Raw genomic sequence first — 16,779 nt, 5'->3', positions numbered from 1 at the left:
AAACCTCCTAAAAGGAAGTCGCCGCTCGGCGGCGTAACTTTTCATCGGAGGTTGTGAAACATGCTTTTCTTTTTCGGATGCGTAGCCCTGCTCATCGCGGGATATTTCATCTACGGCACGTTCGTGGATCGTATCTTCGGTTCTGACGAGAACCGCGTCACCCCGGCCGTGGCCATGGCCGACGGCATCGACTACATGGTCATGCCCAAATGGAAGCTCATCTTTATCCAGGTGCTCGACATCGCGGGCATCGGTCCCATTTTCGGCCCCATCCTGGGCGCTCTCTACGGCCCCGTGGCCATGATCTGGATCGTCATCGGCTGTATCTTCGGCGGCGCGGTCCACGACTATTTCTCCGGAATGCTTTCCTTGCGCAACAACGGCGCGTCCATTCCCGAAGTGGTCGGCGAATACCTCGGCATGTCCGCCCGCCAGGTCATGCGTTTGTTTTCCTTCATCCTGCTCATGCTGGTCGGCGTGGTCTTCGTCCTTTCCCCGGCCAAGCTGCTCAACGGACTGACCGGCATCGACACCGGCCTGCTGGTTATCGCCATCTTCGGCTACTACTTCCTGGCGACCATTCTGCCCATCGACAAGATCATCGGCCGCATCTACCCGCTGCTCGGCTTCCTGCTCCTGGCCATGACCGTGTCCCTGTTCATCGCCCTGATGTTCTCCGGTCACGAAGTCCTGCCGAACCTGGCTTTCAACAACATGCACCCCGGCGACAAGCCCATCTGGCCGCTGCTGTTCATCACCATCTCGTGCAGCGCCATTTCCGGCTTCCACTCCACTCAGTCCCCGCTCATGGCCCGCTGTGTCGCGAATGAGCGCCAGGGCCGCGCCGTGTTCTACGGCTCCATGATTATCGAAGGCATCATCGGCCTGGTCTGGTGCGCGCTGGGCATTTCCTTCTACGACAATCCCCAGGCCCTGTCCTCGGTCGTCGCCGCTGGCTCCCCCTCCGCAGTGGTCGCCGAAGTCTCCCGTTCCCTGCTCGGCACCGTCGGCGGCGGCCTGGCCATCCTGGCCGTCATCGTCCTGCCCATCACCAGCGGCGACACCGCGTTCCGGTCCACCCGCCTGATCGTGGCCGAAACCTTCAAGGTCAAGCAGGATGCCGCCGTCAAGCGGTTGATGATCTCCATCCCGCTGTTCGTCATCGGCTACGTCATCTCCACCCAGAACTTCTCGACCATCTGGCGGTACTTCGGCTTCTCCAACCAGTGCCTGAGCGCCCTGGTCCTGTGGACCTCCGCCGCTTATCTGGCCCAGCGCGGCAAGCTGCACTGGATCGCCACCATCCCGGCCGTCTTCATGACCGCCGTTTGCGTGACCTTCATCGCCAACGCCCAGATCGGTTTCGGTCTGTCCTACGACACCTCCGTGATTATCGGCCTTGTGGGCGCCGCCGCCATCTTCGCGGCCTTCCTCTTCAAGTACGTCTTCTCCGGCAAGTCCGTGGCAGAAACCTCCGCCTAGCCGTCCGCAACAGGCACGACAGGCATCGCATAAAAGAAAGGCCCGCTCCGAGAGGAGCGGGCCTTTTCGCGTGGCGCGCCTATCTCGACGCCACCCGTGCGAGAATCCGGGCGGCGAACTCGGCCCCTTGTGAACGGGTCTCGGCGGTCATGTCGCCCGGCTCCGTGCAGCCGCCGATGTGCAGTTCCCCGACAAGTTCGGCCTGTAGTGCGGCCGCGGTTTTTCGGAAGGCCTCGAAGACGAGCTGGTTGTTTTCATATATTCCGCCTCCTGTGGCCAGCAGGGCCACGGGCTTTCCCCGCACCAGGGAAGTCTGATCCGGTTCGCCGTACCGGGTGATGAGCGCGTTGGTCCGGTCCACCAGGGCCTTGAGTTGGGCGGTCATGCCCCAATAATACACCGGGGTGGCGAACAGGACCATGTCCGCATCAATCATGTCTTGCAGTATAGCCGCACCGTCGTCCTTCTGGACGCAAGCGATGCGGTCGGGAACCTTCCGGCACTTGTTGCACCCAAGACACCCTTCGACCTTTTTGCGGGCCACGTGAATCCGGTGCACGCCATGGCCCCGCCGTTTGAATTCGGATTCGGCCGCCTCCAGCATTTTCGCCGTGTTCCCTCCGGCCCTCGGGCTGCCGAGCAAAGTCAATATGCGCATTTTTCCCTCCTTGGGACGTTGCGGTTGCAATCGATCGGCGGCAACTCTAGGCCGGTCAGAATAATCTGTGAAATGAATTGTTTTTTTGAAAACGATGAATAAAAATCATCGAATGCAGTTGCCCATAGAATACCTGCGCACGTTTCTCGCGGTTGCGGCCACCCAAAGCTTTACGAAGGCGGGCGGCCGAGTGAACCGTTCCCAGTCCGCGGTGAGCGTGCAGATCAAGAGGCTGGAGGAAGAGGTCGGCAGGCCGCTGTTCGTGCGGGACGGAAAGAAGGCCAGGCTCACCCCGGACGGAAAGCGGCTGCTTGGCCATGCGCGGGACATCGTGCGGCGCCACGACGATGCCGTCCTGTCGCTCTCCGACGCGCGGCTCAAGGGCGTCATCCGCTTCGGCTCCCCCGAGCACTACACCATGGGGCTGCTGCCGAAACTGCTCGCCGGGTTCGCGGGGGACCACCCGGACGTCGTCGTGGAGATGCACTGCCGGACGAGCGACGTGGTCAAAAAGGGCCTTGACCGGGGCGAGTTGGATATCGGCCTGTGTACCGATGCCCATGACGGCGGGCAGGTGGTCTGCCGCGACAGGCTGGTCTGGGCGGCCCGGCCCGGATTCGACCCGGGACGAGCCAGCCGTCTTCCCCTGGCCGTGGAGGAGGGGTGCCTCTTCCGGGACTGGGCGCTCAGCGCCCTGGCGGAAGCCGGGATTCCCTATCGGGTCGTCTGCGTGAGTCGGGGATTGTCCGGTGTTCTCGACGCGGCCCGGGCCGGACTGGCGATAACGCCCGCCATCGAGCGGACGCTCCCGCATGATCTGGTCGGCCTTGACGGGCGGCACGGCCTGCCCGCGCTGCCGCCGTCCTGCGCCGTTCTGCACATGGCGCGCATTCCGGTTCCCGAACACGTCGCCTGCTTCCGGGAACACCTCGTCGCCGCGTTTCACGAATAGCGCGGGGCGTCCCGCTAGGCGGCCCCTCCGTTCGGGGACGGCCGTCTTCGCTTCCCCAACAGGGAACGTTCCGGACCGGCGGCGGTCCGGCCGTCTACCGTTGGATGTCCAGTTCCCGTTTCTTGGTGTAGATGAAGCGGACCATCTCGTATTCGAAGGGCGAGCCGGTGGAGTGATAGCTGAAGGCCGTGTTGGCGCGCAGGTTGATGCCCCGGAGGATGAGGTCGGTCATGTCCAGGGGGCGGTTGTTCTCAATGCCCGTCGCTTGATAGACCATGGTCATTTCCGCATAGAGGATCAGGATGTCCCCGCCGAACCCGGCGGCGTCGCGCACGTTGGACGGACCCAGGATGGGCATGACGAAGTACGGGCCGGAACCTATTCCCCAATAGCCGAGGGTCTGGCCGAAGTCCTCGCTCTGGCGCGGCAGCTTCTTGTTGCGGGAGGCCAGGTCGCGGACGCCGAGCAGTCCGAAAGTCGAGTTGATAAGGAAACGCGAAAAGGAGATGGCCGCCTTTTCCATGCGCCCCTGGAGCACGCTGTTGAAGGCCACGGGCATCTCGTTGAGGTTGGCGATGAAATTTTTCACTCCGGAGCGCACGACCGAGGGGATGAAGACCTTGTACAGGGTGGCCGCCGGAAGCATGACGTATTTGTCCAGGGTGGCGTTGATCTCGTACAGGTTGCGGTTCATCGGTTCCCACGGGTCGTCGACTTCGAGGAATATCCACGAGTTCGAGTTCTCCTCGGGCCAGTGGTGGACCGGGGTTTGGAATCCCGTGGGCTCAAGGCCAGCCTGCGGATCGGTCACGTCCACGACCTTGGGGCCGCAGCCGCTCATGATCGTCAGGACCAGGACGGCCGGGAGGAACAGGGAAAACACGCGCAAGCTCATTGTTGCACCAGTTCCTTCAGCGTCCGGACGAACGCCGGGTGCATCATGTTGCCGCAGTGGCCGCCGTGCTCGAACAAATGCGCCCGTTCGCCGAAAACCGTTTCCAGAAAACGCACGTCCGCCGCGTCCAGGATGACGTCGTCCCGGGTGCCCGCCACCACGACCTTGGGCGTTTCGGCGAGCCAGTCGCGGATGAATTCCAGGCTCGACCGCTCAAGCACGCCGGACCGGGTGGCGGTGGGGTCGTTGTAGCGCAGGTAGGGCAGCAGGAATTCGTTCAGGTAGTCTTCGAAGGAGATGTCGAAGGCCTGCCGCGCGTAGCCCAGGAGCGGCGAGGCCGTCCTGAGCGGATAGTGGCCGGGCGGGACCAGGTATCCGGCCCGCAGGCAGACGTCCGAGGAGAAGATCATGGACGCGGAGGAAACGCGGAAGGCTGCTCCGATCAGGGTCTTGAAGTCGCGCCGGTCCAGGTTGATGTCCGTAATCATGTCGTAGAGAAAATCGTCGTCCAGGTCGGTAACTTCGGCGTGAAGGTAGTAGTCGGAAAACCTGTCGATGAACCCCGCGATCTCGTTGTGTACCGAGGTTCGGCCCAGGTTTTCCTCGGTCAGCCAGGAGTCCAGGCGTTTGACTGAGCGGTACAGGGATACGGGCGGGTTTATCATGACCACTTTCCGGAAGCCGAATTCGCGCGTCTCCTCATCCCGCTTGGCCAGAAAGGCCGCGTGCAGGGCTCCCAGGCTGTAGCCCGCCAGGCTGTAGCCGGTGATCTCGCACTCCTTGGCCAGTTCCTCCCTGATCCAGCCCATGACCCGGTTCAGGTCGTCCACGTCGAAGGGGACGTATCCGGCCACGCCGTGGGTGGACGCGCTGACCACGAAATTCATGTGCGTGGGCGAGGACAGGGCGACCACATGATAGCCCGCCTCGTAAAACACCTCGGTGAGAAACAACATCTTGCCGGAGTTGTGTTCCGCGCCGGTGCCCGCGATGATGAAGATGAGCGGGGCCGCGTGGTCCTGAAGGGCCGTGGAGAAGTTCATGTCCCGGCTGTATTCGAAGACTTCCGGGACATTGCGGCCCTCGATGCGGATGGCCCGGACGTCGGGCAGGACCGGGGCAGCGAACTGGTAGCGCAGCTTCGCGGGCGTGCCCAGGACCGTGGCCCGGTACGGGTCGTCGAAAGGGTACGGCTGTTCCTCGGCCGAGGCAAAGGACGGCAGGAGTAAAAGAAAGAGGGTGAGGGCGCAGAGTGTTCGCATTTGGTGACCTGTTTCCGTCTGGCAAATCCGGCAATGCAGCCTGTTAGCCCGCCTCTCCGGGAAAAGCAACGTCCTTGGCGAGGGGGCTTCCGTCCTCCGGTCCTATTCGAGCGGTTCCACCTCCGCCTTGTTGCAGTGGAACGCGCAGGTGTTGCCCATGTCCGTGATGCGCTGGCTGGTGAGCTGGTTGGAGCCCGCGCCGGGCCGGGTGTTCGGCCAGTGTAGCCCCTCGATCACGAGCAGGTCCGGGCGGGTGTCCTCGGTCACTTCGGCCAGGGCGGTGATCTGGCCGCGCCCGTTGAAGACCCGGACGGCCATGCCCTGTTCGATGCCCCGCGTCTTGGCGGTATCGGGGTGGATGAGCACCTTGGGGCCGCCGGTTCTTTCGCGGATGGATTCGATCTCGTTGAAGGCGGAGTTGAGCAGCAGGGGGTGGGGCGGGGTGATGCACTCCAGCGGGTAGGCGTCGCCGCCTTCGGGGTCGCGCACGGGCGTGCCGTCGGGCAGGGGATCGAGGCCCTGGTCCGCCATGGATTGGGAGTAGAACTCCACCTTGCCGGACGCGGTTTTGAATCCGTGCTCAAAGGGGTTGGCCGGGATGTTCAGGCGGACGGGTTCGCCCCGGCGCAATGCGTCGAGGTCCACGCCGTCCATGAAGGGGGAGTCGGCGGATTCGGCGAGGATGCGTTCGATGCACTGCTCCTCGGTCAGGGAGAAGACCTCCTCGTCGAAGCCCAGCCGCGCCGCCAAGGCCTGGAAGGTGTCCAGGATGGGGCGGGCCTGACCCACCGGTGCGATCACGGGCCGCGCGATTTGGATATGGTTGTGCCCGTAGCAGCGGTAGATGTCGCCCGTCTCCAGGAAGCTCGCGCCCGGCAGGATGATGTCCGCGAACCTGGCGGTGTCGGTCATGTACATCTCCTGGACCACGGTGAACAGGTCTTCGCGGGCGAGCCCGGCCATGACTTGCGCCGATTGCGGGGCCACGGCGGCGGGGTTGGAAAGATAGTTGTAGAGCAGCTTGATCGGCGGGTCGGAAAGTTCGGTCAGGGCGTGGCCAAGGCGGACCATGTTCACGGTACGCGTGCCTTCCGGGCGCAGGTCGGGACGGAGCAGGGATGCGGCCTTGCCCGGCGCGCCGCCAAGGGAACGGGTGATGCCGCCGCCCGGTTTGGCGAAGGCGTTGACCAGGGCCGGGAGCAGGGAGATGGTCCGCATGGCCATGCCGCCCGCCAGTTGCCGGGCCGGGCCCCAGCCTGAGCGGATGTACGGGGCGCGCGCGGTGCCGTAGGCGCGGGCCAGATCGCGGATTTCCGTTTCCCGCAGGCCGCAGATCTCGGCGGCGCGGGCCGGGGGCCAGTCGATGACGCGTTCCTTGAGCCGGTCAAAGCCGATGGTGCGCGTCGCGATGAAGTCGTGGTCGAGCATGTCCTCGTCGATGAGCACGTGCATGACGGCGAGCGCCAGGGCCGCGTCCGTGCCGGGGCGGAGCATCAGGTGGCGGTCCGCCTCGTTGGCCGTGGGGTTGCGGTACGGGTCGATGACCACGATCTTCGCTCCGTTCTTGCGGGCGCGGAGGAAGTGGGGCCAGGCGTGTACGTTGGTCACCAGGGTGTTGTTGCCCCAGATGATGATGAAGTCGGACTTGGCGGCTTCCTGGATCTCGGTGCTCGGGCCGGAGCCGAGGCTGGCCTTGAAGCCCGCCGTGGCCGCCGGGCCGCAGATGGTCGCGTCCAGGCGGCTCGCCCCGAGCTTGTTGAAGAACGCGTCGCCCGAGTGGCGATGGACCAGTCCCATGTGCCCCGCATAGGAGTAGGGCAGCACGGCCTCGGGGCCGAACTCGTCCGCCACGCGCCGGATGTTGGCGGCCACTTCGTCCAGGGCTTCGTCCCAGGTGACGGGCTCGAACTCGCCGCTTCCCTTGGGGCCGGTGCGCCTGAGCGGTTCGGTCAGCCGCGCCGCGCCGTGCACGTGTTCCGGGAACCGCGCTCCCTTTTTGCAGATGAACCCCTGGGTGTAGGGATGGTCGGGGTCGCCCTTGACCCGGATGATCCTGCCGTCCTCGACTTGGACAAGCAGGCCGCAGGTGTCGGGACAGTCCTTGGTGCAAACCGCGCGCTTCCACATGATGATTCTCCGTCTCGGCGATGAGGTTGTGTCGGGTTCGGGCCGCCTTCGGAAGCGAGACGGCAAGTTTATGAAGGGTTGCATAAAACGGGGGAGTTTTCCAGTTGGAAACGATGGAAAGGAGGCGGCGGGCCGCTTTCCTTTGCAAGTGGACACCCGACCGCTTTGCGCGTATTCCGATCAAAATTCTTGATCTTTTTTAAGCCTACGGGCAGACGCCGGAAGTGTGATGATAAAGCAGAATGTTTTCGAAGGGATATCGGAAGTCTTGGACGAGCGGCGGTTCGCTCACGGGGGGAACCGGCGGCGCATGGCCGAGGCGGCCGGGTGCTCGCCGGACGATATCCTCGATTTTTCGGCCAACGTGAACCCGATGGGGCCGCCGCAGTGGCTCGGGCAGGTGGTCGGCCAGGCGCTTCAGGACGTGGACTCCTACCCCGACCCGGACAGCACCGGGCTCGTCATGGCCGCGGCCGAGCGGTACAAGGTGTGGCCCACCCAGGTCGTGGCGGGCAACGGCGCGTCCGAGCTGCTTTTCGCCGTGGCGGGGCTCAAGGGGTTCCGCCGGGCGATCATCCCCTCGCCCACCTATGTGGACTACGCCAGGTCCTGCAAGGCCCATGGGCTGCCCGTTGAGGAGCCGCTGCTGACCGACGATTTCAAGGTGGACTTCCCGGCCATGGGCCCGCTGTTGACCACGCCTTCGCTGGTGTTTCTGTGCAGCCCGAACAATCCTTCCGGGAGCCTGGTGTCCGCCGCCGACGTGCGCGAGGTGGCGGCCATGTTTCCCCGGTCCGTCTTCGTGGTGGACGAATCGTTCGCCGAATTCCTGCCCGGAGACGCCGATCGGCTGACCCGCGACCGGCCGTCAAACGTCATTACCGTCCTCTCCCTGACCAAGACCTACGCCATCCCGGGCCTGCGGCTCGGCCTCGCCTTTGCCGACCCGGACATGATCCTGCGCATCCGCCGGTCCATGCCCTCCTGGTCCGTGAACGGACTGGCCCAGAAGGTGGGCGAGCGGTGCCTCAGGGACACGGCCTATCTTGAGGAGACCCGCGAGCGGACGAAGCTGCTGCGCGAGGAGCTGGCCTCGGGCCTGCGCCAGGTGCCCGGTATCAAGGTCATGCCCGGCTCGGCCAACTATCTCCTGTGCCGCATGGACAGGGTGGGGCAGGACGCGACCCGGTTGCAGGAGCGGCTGCTCATGGAGCACCGCATAGGCATCCGGTTGTGCGGCAACTATACCGGCCTGGACGATTGTTGGTTCCGGGTGGCCGTGCGCAGTCGCGAGGACAACGAGAAGCTGGTCCGGGCCATGGAGGTCGTGGCGGGCACGGCGCGCGGCCCGGTGGTCCGGCGGACCCGCAGGACGCCCGCCCTGATGATCCAGGGAACCAGCTCCAACGCGGGCAAGTCCGTGCTGGCCGCTGCCTTTTGCCGCATATTTCTTCAGGACGGCTACAATGTGGCCCCGTTCAAGGCCCAGAACATGTCCCTCAACTCCTTTGTCACCGACAAGGGCGGCGAGATGGGGCGCGCCCAGGTGACCCAGGCCATGGCCTGCCGACTCAATCCCGATGTGCGCATGAATCCGGTGCTGCTCAAGCCCGGTTCGGACACCGGCTCCCAGGTCATCGTTATGGGACGCCCCGTGGGCAACATGGCCGTGCGCGAGTACGTGGAATACAAGCCGCGCGCCTGGGAGGCGGTCAAGGCCGCCTACGACTCCCTGGCCAACGAGCACGACGTCATGGTCCTGGAAGGGGCGGGCAGCCCTGCCGAGGTCAACCTTAAACACCACGATATCGTCAACATGGCCATGGCTCAGTACGCCGAGGCCCGGGTCCTGCTCACCGGGGATATCGACCGGGGCGGTGTGTTCGCCTCCATCGTCGGGACCATGAGCCTGCTCACGCCCGGGGAGCGCAGCCTGGTGGAGGGCTACGTCATCAACCGTTTCCGGGGCGACGCCTCGCTGCTCGACCCGGCTTTCAGCCAGATGTTCGAGCGCACGGGCAAGCCGGTGCTCGGCACGGTGCCGTACATCCATTCCCTGGGACTGCCCGAGGAGGATTCGGTTTCGTTCAAGGAAGGGTTCCGTCCCGAGGGCGACAAACTCCCCGAGGACCAGTGCGTGGACATCGTGGTTCTGGACCTGCCGCGCATCTCGAATTTCAACGATATCGACCCGCTGCACGCCGAACCGGACGTGCGCGTTCGCGTGGTGTCCGACGCCATCGACGTGGGCACGCCCGACGCGGTGATAATCCCCGGCTCCAAGTCCACCGTGCCGGACATGCGCGCTCTCAAGGGCACGGGCATGGCCGCGGCGTTGCGTGGGCTGGCCGGGGGCCGGACGCGTATCGTCGGCATCTGCGGCGGGTTCCAGATGTTGGGCCGGACTGTGGACGATCCCTACGGGCTGGAGTCCGAGACCACCCGCGTGGAGGGTTTCGATCTTCTGCCCGTGCAGACCACCCTGTCGCCGGAAAAGACCCTGACGCGTACGTCCGGGACGCATTCCGCCTCGGGACTGGCTGTACACGGCTACGAGATTCATCACGGCCGCACCGAGCCGCTGTCCGAGGAGTTGCGCGTGGCCATGCGCGACGGTTCCGGCGAACCGCTGGGCTATATGCGCCCGGACGGCCGGGTGCTCGGCACCTACCTGCACGGCCTCTTTGACGCCGACGGCTTCCGCCGTTGGTTCGTGGACCAGTTGCGCATGGACAAGGGGTTGTCGCCGTTGGAGATCGCCAGGCCCGTGTTCGGACTGGAGGACGCCCTGGACCATCTGGCCTCGGTGGTGCGCGAGGCCGTGGACATGGACGCCGTCTATCGTTCGCTGGGGTTGTCGCGCGGGTGTGCCCAGGCTTCGCTGTTCAGGCGCGGGGACGGCTGATCCGGGGAAAGCCGGGTCAGGCGTCGGCGCAGCGGGAGGAGTCGGCCAGGGTGCAGGTGTTCTTGCCCTTGTCCTTTGAGACGTACATGGCCTGATCCGCCTTTTTGATAAGCTCCTCCTCGGAGTGGCCATGCTCGGGAAACACGGCCACGCCCACGCTGGCGCCGATGGTCACGGGACCCGATGTGAGGGCGATGGGGGCGCGCAGCTCCGAAACGATCTTTTCGCCGACCAGGGCCGCGTCCTGCACGTTGGTCACCTGGCCCAGGATGACGGCGAATTCGTCGCCGCCCAGCCGGGATACGGTGTCGGACTTCCGCACTGCGCCGGTCAGCAGGGCGCTCACGCGCTTGAGCAGCTCGTCGCCCGCGTCGTGGCCCTTGGTGTCGTTTACTTCCTTGAAACCGTCCAGATCGATGTAGACCAGGGCCAGCCTGCGTTCGTATCGCTCGGCCGCGATCATGGCCGAATCCAGCCTGTCGAAGAAAAGCTTGCGGTTGGGCAGGCCGGTCAGGGCGTCGTACATGGCCGCTTCGACCAGTTGATCTTGGTATATCTGACGCCGGGCGATCGCCATGGCCAATTCCCACGCGCCGAATACCATGATGATGAAGAGTGCGCCGCCGAACGCGAACAGTTTGAGCTTGAGCGTTTTCGCGGGCCCGTTCAGGACGTCCGGATGCACCCGGGAGGCCAGGGTCCAGACGTAGGGGGAGGGCGCGTCCGCCGTGGCGGACGCCACCGCCTTGGCATTCATCCTGATGCTGATTTTTTGCATATGGGTCAGCGGGTGCAGCCTGACGAAGGTGAACAGGCCGTTTTCGGTCAGGAACTGGCCTTGTTCGCCCGAGTTGAAGCGTTGCCACTCGGCCGGGAATCTGTTGGCGAAGGAGACGTCTTTCCGGTCGGGATACATGAACCCCCATTCATCGTCCGGGTCGGGCCCCAGGAGCCAGTAGCCCCGACAGTTGAGGAGCATACTCAGCCCCTCGGCGGTGGTGCCTGTCCAGAGGATGGTGTCCAGGAGGTCCTGCGCGTTGTAGTTGATGAGGACGATGCCCCGCTTGCGCCGGTAGGTGTCGAACACGGGCGTGCCGATGCGCAGCATGGGTCTCGGGGGCTGCTCGATCCGGCCGTGTTCGATGTTGAGGTCCATGGGCGAGAGGAATATGTTCCCCTCGTTCAGGGCGAAGGTTTCCTTGAAGTAGTATCGTCCGCCCTTGTCTTGCAGGCGGCTTTCGGGGACGACTTCGCCCAGCCCGTTTCGGAAGTTGATGCGGACCTGCTCCACGCCCTGTTCGTTCAGGTAGCGGATCTGGTCGTAGTCCCGCCTGCTGGCCGCAAGGTGCAGGTACTCCCGCTCCATGTCCAGGACCGCCCGCCGGTTTCCGGTGTCGAGGTGCATGATGAGTTCGTTCTGCTCGGCCAGGAACAGTATGTCGGACACGACGCGGTCGAGAATGCGTTCGATGGACACGCGTTGCAGCTCCAGGGAATTGGCTTCCGTGATTTGCAGCCGCTCAAGGAAGTTGTCCTTCTCGACGTGGTAGATGAGGGAGCCTCCGCCCGCGACGATGAGGATGACGATTGCGAGAAGCGCCAGAAATACGCGTATCCCCCGCAGGACGACCATACGGTCCTCGCCGGGTATTTTACCGATGTGGGGGCGATGTTTCCTATTTATGAACATATGTCGGTCCTCAACGCGATAACTGTGCCTTTATTTCCGGGAAAGTCAAGACTGTTAGAATAGGACCGGGGCTGTGCGGTCTTTCGGAGCCGTCCCTGCGTTCTGCGCGGCGGCTGCGGGTCAAACAGGTGTTTGAGTATTGACTGGCCGTTGAAAAGTGTGTCTAGATGGTAATAACCGGGACCCTGCCGCTCACGGTTGGAATTGCGCCGTTTAATGAAAACGTGTATCCAACCGGGACGAATCCATGCCATTCAAGCAATACAGGGCACGCGGTGCGCTGCCAAGGAGGAATTCATGTACGTCGGACTGAAAATGCTTCGCGACTTCGTCAAAGTCACCCCTCAGACGTTGGTCAAGGAGGCTCAAAAACAGCTTGAGGACAACAAGCTGTGGATGCTCCTGGTGGTGAACGACGATGGAAAGCTTGTGGGCTATGTCCGCAAGGAAGATATTTCGGCCGCGCTGCCCAGCATCATGACTTCCCTGGAGAAGCACGAGATCAATTACCTGATGAGCAAGCTGACGGTGGAGAAAATCTACCGCACCGACATCAAGACCGTGTCGCCGGAGACCGAGATCGAGGGCGCCGCAGACATGATGTACGAGATGAACCTGGCCGGGCTGGCCGTGGTCGACGACGAGGGCGAGCTCATCGGCTATATCAATCGCAACGTCATGCTGGACGTCCTGGCCGAGGAGATGGGCTACCGCGAGGGCGGCAGCCGTCTGACCCTTGAAGTCGAGGACCGTTCCGGCGTGCTCTATGAAGTCGCCGGGGTCATCGCCAACATGAAGATGTCCATCATTTCCACCGGCACCTTCTTTTACAACGGACGCCGCATCGTGGTCGTCCGAATAGATACCGAAGACCCCTCCACGGTCGCCACGGCGCTCGCGGAGCGGGGCTACAAACTGGTCGCTCCCGAGGATTTCCGGGGGGAGTGGACCTAGGGACCCTACTGCCCAACCGGCAGCATATGGACCCGGGCGGTGTTTTCGGCATTCACCGACGGGCCGTGCAGACGTCGTTTGGAACGGTCGGGTTCCGAAGACCATAATGGAACGATTATGGCCTACCTCGACGTCCGCGACGTTACGCTCACCTTCAAGGGCATCGCCGCGCTCATGGGCGTGTCCTTCTCAGTGGAGAAAGGGACCATCGCGTCCCTCATCGGTCCCAACGGGGCCGGGAAAACCTCCATGCTCAACTGCATCAGCGGCCGCTACTCCCCCGACGGGGGCGTGCGCGGACCAAGCTCCATCAAGCTGGACGGCGAATGCCTGCTATCCCTGCCCGCGCACAGGCGCACGGAGCTGGGACTTTCCAGGACATTCCAGAACATAGCCCTGTTCAAGGGCTTGTCCGTCCTCGACAACCTCATGGTCGGGCGGCATGGCCGCATCGGCTACGGGTTGCTGTCATCCATCCTCTACTTCGGCAGGACCGTGCGCACCGAGCGCAGCCATCGCCGCCGGGTGGAGGACGTCATCGACTTCCTGAATCTATCCCCATATCGCCATCACCACGCCGGGCGTCTGCCCTACGGCGTGCGCAAGCGGGTCGAACTCGGCCGCGCCCTGGCCGCCGAGCCCAAGCTCATCCTTCTGGACGAGCCCATGGCGGGCATGAACCTCGAAGAGACCGAGGACATGGCCCGATACATCCTGGATATCGCCGAGGAGTGGGGCGTCACCGCCCTGCTGGTCGAGCACGACATGGGAGTTGTCATGGACATCTCCGACAAGGTCGTGGTCATCGACTTCGGCTCCAAGATCGCCGAGGGCACGCCGGATGAAGTGCAGGCGAACCCGGACGTCATCAGCGCCTATCTGGGCACCGAGGACGCCGCGTTCATGGGGAGGTAGCCGGCGGCCCGGAAGGCCGCGCCCCTGGGCCGCACCAAGTGGCGGGATCGGCGGGCGGCGGGTGTTCCAGGCCCTCGGTTTGATGGAAACCAGAGAAGGATAGGTCCGGCCGCGCGCCGGGCCGACGAGGACGTTGAATGGCCAAACCATACATGACCACGCTGCCCCGGCTGCTCGTCAGGCAGGCCGGGGACCGGCCCAGCAAGACCGCCCTGCGCGAAAAGGCCTGGGGCGTCTGGCAGGCCGTGACCTGGGAGGAATCCCTGCGCATCACCGCCGAGTTCGCCTGTGGGCTGGAGGCCTTGGGCCTGGGCAAGGGGGATATCGTCATCCTCATCGGCGACAACCGGCCCGAGTGGATTTGGGCCGAGCTGGCCATCCAGGGGCTGGGCGGCATGGCCCTCGGGCTGTATCAGGACTCCCCGGCCGAGGAGATCGAGTACGTCTTTGCCCTGTCCCAGTGCCGTCTGGTGGTTGCCGAGGACCAGGAACAGGTGGACAAGATGCTCTCGTTTCGCCGGAGGCTGCCGGAGCTGAGGAATATCGTCTACCACGAGCCCAAGGGGCTCCAGGCCTACGAGGCGAAGGTGGAGGGGCTTGCGAGTTTCGATGCCGTGCGCCGCATGGGTCGGGTGAAGGGGGGCGACTGCCTGGCCCGGTTCCGGGAGCTGGCCCGGAAGGTGAAGCCGGACGATCCGTGCCTCGTCGCCACCACCTCGGGAACCACGGGCCGTCCCAAGCTGGCCGTGCTCTCCCACAAGAACCTGCTGTCCATGGCCCACAACCTTGGCCTGCACGATCCCAAGACAGCGAGCGACGAGTTTGTCTCCTTTTTGCCCCTGGCCTGGATGGGCGAGCAGATGATGGCCGTGGCCTCGGCCCTGCTTTTCGGGTTCTGCGTCAACTTCCCCGAGACCCCGGCCACGGCCTCGGCGGACTCCCGCGAGATCGGCCCGCACTTCATCTTCTCCCCGCCGCGCGTGTACGAGTCCATCGCGGCCAAGGTGGCGGGCGACATCATGGAGACCACTCCGCTCAAGCGGTATCTCTACAACCGTTTCCTGCCCGTGGGCTACGAGTACGTGGACACGGTCTTCGCGGGCGAAACCCCGTCGCCGTGGCTTCGGTTCAAGTATTTTCTGGCCGACCAGGGGCTCTTCCGCGCCCTGCGGGACAGGCTGGGCCTTTCGCGCATCCGCTCGGCCACCACCGGCGGCGCGGCCCTCGGGCCGGACGTCTTCCGCTTTTTCCACGCCGTTGGCGTCAACCTCAAGCAGATTTACGGCCAGACCGAGATCGCGGGCATTTCCTGCATTCACAAGGAGGGGGAGGTGGACTTCACCTCCGTGGGCGCGCCCATTCCCGAAACCGAGGTGCGCATCTCGGACGAAGGCGAGATCCAGTCCCGGTCGCCCGCCGTCTTTCTGGGCTACTACCGGAACGAGGAGGCCACCCGCGAGACCCTGACCCCGGACGGCTGGCTGCTTTCGGGCGACGCGGGCTACTTCGACGACAACGGGCGGCTGGTGGTCATCGACCGGCTCAAGGACGTCATGCGCCTCGCAGACGGCACCAGGTTTTCGCCCCAGTTCCTGGAGAACAAGCTCAAGTTCTCGCCGTTTCTGCGCGAGTCCGTGGTCCTGGGCGACGGGCGCGGGTTCGTGGCCGCCATCCTGTGCATCGACATGGCCATCGTGGGCCATTGGGCCGAATCGAGGATGATTACCTACACCACCTATCAGGACCTGGCCGCCAAGGACGAGGTCTACGCACTCATTCGGGAAGAGGTGGCGAAGACCAACGCGGATCTGCCCGAGGAGACGCGCATTCGGCGGTTTGGCCTGCTCTACAAAGAGCTTGACCCGGACGACAGCGAGCTGACCCGCACGCGGAAGGTCCGCCGCGGGACCATCAACGAGCGGTACGGCACGCTCATCGACGCGCTCTACACCGACGCCTGCGTCCTCAGCCTCGAAACCGAGATCGCCTATCAGGACGGCCGGGTGAGGCGGATGTGCGGCGATATCCGCATCGAAGACATGGAGGCCTAAGTGGAATACTACCTGCAACTCATCGTCAACGGCCTGGTGGTCGGCTCCATCTATTCCCTGGTGGCGCTCGGTTTCGTGGTCATCTACAAGGCCACCAAGGTGGTCAACTTCGCCCAGGGCGAACTGGTCATGGCCGGGGCCTACGTCTGCTTCGCCCTGACGGTGCAGTTCCACATCCCGTTCGTCTGGGCCTTTCTCGTCACCCTGGTCTTTTCGGTGCTGCTTGGTCTGGTCATCGAGCGCATGGTGCTCAGGCCGCTCATCGGCGAGGAGCATATTTCTGTCATCATGGTCACCGTGGGCATGAGCTCGGTGCTCAAGTCCGTGGTCCAGCTTTTCTGGGGCACGCAGATCAGGGTCTATCCCCAGGTCCTGCCCACCGAGCCGGTCGTGATCGCCGGGCTGCCCGTGGCCCCGGTGTATATCGCGGCCTTCATCCTTTCCGCGCTCCTGTTCGCGGTCTTTTCCGTCTTCTTCAAGTTCTCGCGCATGGGCGTGGCCATGCGGGCCACGGCCTTCGATCAGCAGGCCGCCCAGTCCATGGGCATCGGCATCAAGAACATCTTCGCCATGAGCTGGTGCATAGCCTGCGTCGTCTCGGCCGTGGGCGGGGTCATCCTCGGCAACATCAACGGCATCAACGCCCATATCGGCCACCTGGGGCTCAAGGTCTTCCCGGCGGTCATCCTCGGCGGCCTGGACTCCCTGCTCGGCGCAGCCCTTGGGGGGCTGATAATCGGCGTGCTCGAAAACGTCTGCGACGGCGCGGCGCGGCAGCTCCTCGGCCTTGGCGGGTTCCGGGAGGTGGCGGCCTTCATCGTCCTGGTCGTCATCCTGATGATAAAGCCCTACGGACTGTTCGGCACCAAAGAGATTGAGAGGTTGTAG

12 protein-coding genes are annotated in these 16,779 nt (G+C 64.1%); 7 read left to right on the top strand and 5 right to left on the bottom strand.

From position 1 onward, the window contains the following. The first annotated feature begins 60 nt into the window (after positions 1-60). The gene (locus LF599_RS15530; RefSeq protein WP_279521422.1) at positions 61-1,482 is read left to right on the top strand and encodes a carbon starvation CstA family protein; all 1,422 of its coding nucleotides are present in this window, start codon (positions 61-63) and stop codon (positions 1,480-1,482) included. A 79-nt stretch (positions 1,483-1,561) separates the two neighbouring features. Here the strand turns inward: LF599_RS15530 and LF599_RS15525 are convergent, their stop codons facing one another. Beyond that, on the bottom strand, positions 1,562-2,140 hold the full coding sequence (locus LF599_RS15525; RefSeq protein WP_279521421.1) for a flavodoxin family protein: 579 nt from the start codon (positions 2,138-2,140) through the stop codon (positions 1,562-1,564). Between the two features lie 112 nt (positions 2,141-2,252). On the opposite strand from LF599_RS15525, the gene LF599_RS15520 reads away from it, so the two are divergent. Next, on the top strand, positions 2,253-3,092 hold the full coding sequence (locus LF599_RS15520) for a LysR substrate-binding domain-containing protein (protein ID WP_279521420.1): 840 nt from the start codon (positions 2,253-2,255) through the stop codon (positions 3,090-3,092). A 94-nt stretch (positions 3,093-3,186) separates the two neighbouring features. Here the strand turns inward: LF599_RS15520 and LF599_RS15515 are convergent, their stop codons facing one another. The 3 genes from LF599_RS15515 to LF599_RS15505 form a co-directional block, all read right to left on the bottom strand. Further along, on the bottom strand, positions 3,187-3,987 hold the full coding sequence (locus LF599_RS15515) for an MlaA family lipoprotein (RefSeq protein WP_279521419.1): 801 nt from the start codon (positions 3,985-3,987) through the stop codon (positions 3,187-3,189). Then, positions 3,984-5,249 carry an alpha/beta fold hydrolase gene (locus LF599_RS15510; protein ID WP_279521418.1) on the bottom strand — a complete coding sequence of 422 codons (1,266 nt, stop codon included), beginning with the start codon at positions 5,247-5,249 and terminating at the stop codon, positions 3,984-3,986. Before LF599_RS15510 ends, LF599_RS15515 begins: the two co-directional genes overlap by 4 nt. A gap of 102 nt (positions 5,250-5,351) precedes the next feature. After that, positions 5,352-7,376 carry a molybdopterin-containing oxidoreductase family protein gene (locus LF599_RS15505; RefSeq protein ID WP_279521417.1) on the bottom strand — a complete coding sequence of 675 codons (2,025 nt, stop codon included), beginning with the start codon at positions 7,374-7,376 and terminating at the stop codon, positions 5,352-5,354. A 229-nt stretch (positions 7,377-7,605) separates the two neighbouring features. Here LF599_RS15505 and LF599_RS15500 point away from each other — a divergent pair, with 229 nt between their 5' ends. After that, the gene (locus LF599_RS15500; RefSeq protein WP_279521416.1) at positions 7,606-10,281 is read left to right on the top strand and encodes a cobyric acid synthase; all 2,676 of its coding nucleotides are present in this window, start codon (positions 7,606-7,608) and stop codon (positions 10,279-10,281) included. A 16-nt stretch (positions 10,282-10,297) separates the two neighbouring features. Here LF599_RS15500 and LF599_RS15495 read toward each other — a convergent pair whose 3' ends face one another. Then, positions 10,298-11,971: a sensor domain-containing diguanylate cyclase gene (locus tag LF599_RS15495; RefSeq protein ID WP_279521415.1), complete on the bottom strand. Its 1,674-nt coding sequence runs from the start codon at positions 11,969-11,971 to the stop codon at positions 10,298-10,300. Between the two features lie 297 nt (positions 11,972-12,268). Between LF599_RS15495 and LF599_RS15490 the strand changes: the two genes are divergently transcribed. From LF599_RS15490 to LF599_RS15475, 4 genes are all read left to right on the top strand, one after another. Continuing rightward, positions 12,269-12,925 carry a CBS domain-containing protein gene (locus tag LF599_RS15490; protein ID WP_279521414.1) on the top strand — a complete coding sequence of 219 codons (657 nt, stop codon included), beginning with the start codon at positions 12,269-12,271 and terminating at the stop codon, positions 12,923-12,925. A 117-nt stretch (positions 12,926-13,042) separates the two neighbouring features. Continuing rightward, the gene (locus LF599_RS15485; protein ID WP_279521413.1) at positions 13,043-13,840 is read left to right on the top strand and encodes an ABC transporter ATP-binding protein; all 798 of its coding nucleotides are present in this window, start codon (positions 13,043-13,045) and stop codon (positions 13,838-13,840) included. A 137-nt stretch (positions 13,841-13,977) separates the two neighbouring features. Further along, the gene (locus tag LF599_RS15480) at positions 13,978-15,891 is read left to right on the top strand and encodes an AMP-binding protein (RefSeq protein ID WP_279521412.1); all 1,914 of its coding nucleotides are present in this window, start codon (positions 13,978-13,980) and stop codon (positions 15,889-15,891) included. Next, entirely contained in the window at positions 15,892-16,779 is an 888-nt protein-coding gene (locus tag LF599_RS15475) for a branched-chain amino acid ABC transporter permease (protein WP_279521411.1), read from the top strand.

This window comes from Pseudodesulfovibrio thermohalotolerans, from assembly GCF_021353295.2.
Lineage (GTDB): Bacteria > Desulfobacterota > Desulfovibrionia > Desulfovibrionales > Desulfovibrionaceae > Pseudodesulfovibrio > Pseudodesulfovibrio thermohalotolerans.
Note: the sequence above shows the minus strand (reverse complement) of the source record. Positions and strands in the feature narration are given on the sequence as shown.

Coding starts and splice junctions, on each gene's coding strand:
- LF599_RS15530 (WP_279521422.1), top strand. CDS start 61: ATGCTTTTCTTTTTCGGATGCGTAGCCCTGCTCATCGCGGGATATTTC.
- LF599_RS15525 (WP_279521421.1), bottom strand. CDS start 2,140: ATGCGCATATTGACTTTGCTCGGCAGCCCGAGGGCCGGAGGGAACACG.
- LF599_RS15520 (WP_279521420.1), top strand. CDS start 2,253: ATGCAGTTGCCCATAGAATACCTGCGCACGTTTCTCGCGGTTGCGGCC.
- LF599_RS15515 (WP_279521419.1), bottom strand. CDS start 3,987: ATGAGCTTGCGCGTGTTTTCCCTGTTCCTCCCGGCCGTCCTGGTCCTG.
- LF599_RS15510 (WP_279521418.1), bottom strand. CDS start 5,249: ATGCGAACACTCTGCGCCCTCACCCTCTTTCTTTTACTCCTGCCGTCC.
- LF599_RS15505 (WP_279521417.1), bottom strand. CDS start 7,376: ATGTGGAAGCGCGCGGTTTGCACCAAGGACTGTCCCGACACCTGCGGC.
- LF599_RS15500 (WP_279521416.1), top strand. CDS start 7,606: ATGATAAAGCAGAATGTTTTCGAAGGGATATCGGAAGTCTTGGACGAG.
- LF599_RS15495 (WP_279521415.1), bottom strand. CDS start 11,971: ATGTTCATAAATAGGAAACATCGCCCCCACATCGGTAAAATACCCGGC.
- LF599_RS15490 (WP_279521414.1), top strand. CDS start 12,269: ATGTACGTCGGACTGAAAATGCTTCGCGACTTCGTCAAAGTCACCCCT.
- LF599_RS15485 (WP_279521413.1), top strand. CDS start 13,043: ATGGCCTACCTCGACGTCCGCGACGTTACGCTCACCTTCAAGGGCATC.
- LF599_RS15480 (WP_279521412.1), top strand. CDS start 13,978: ATGGCCAAACCATACATGACCACGCTGCCCCGGCTGCTCGTCAGGCAG.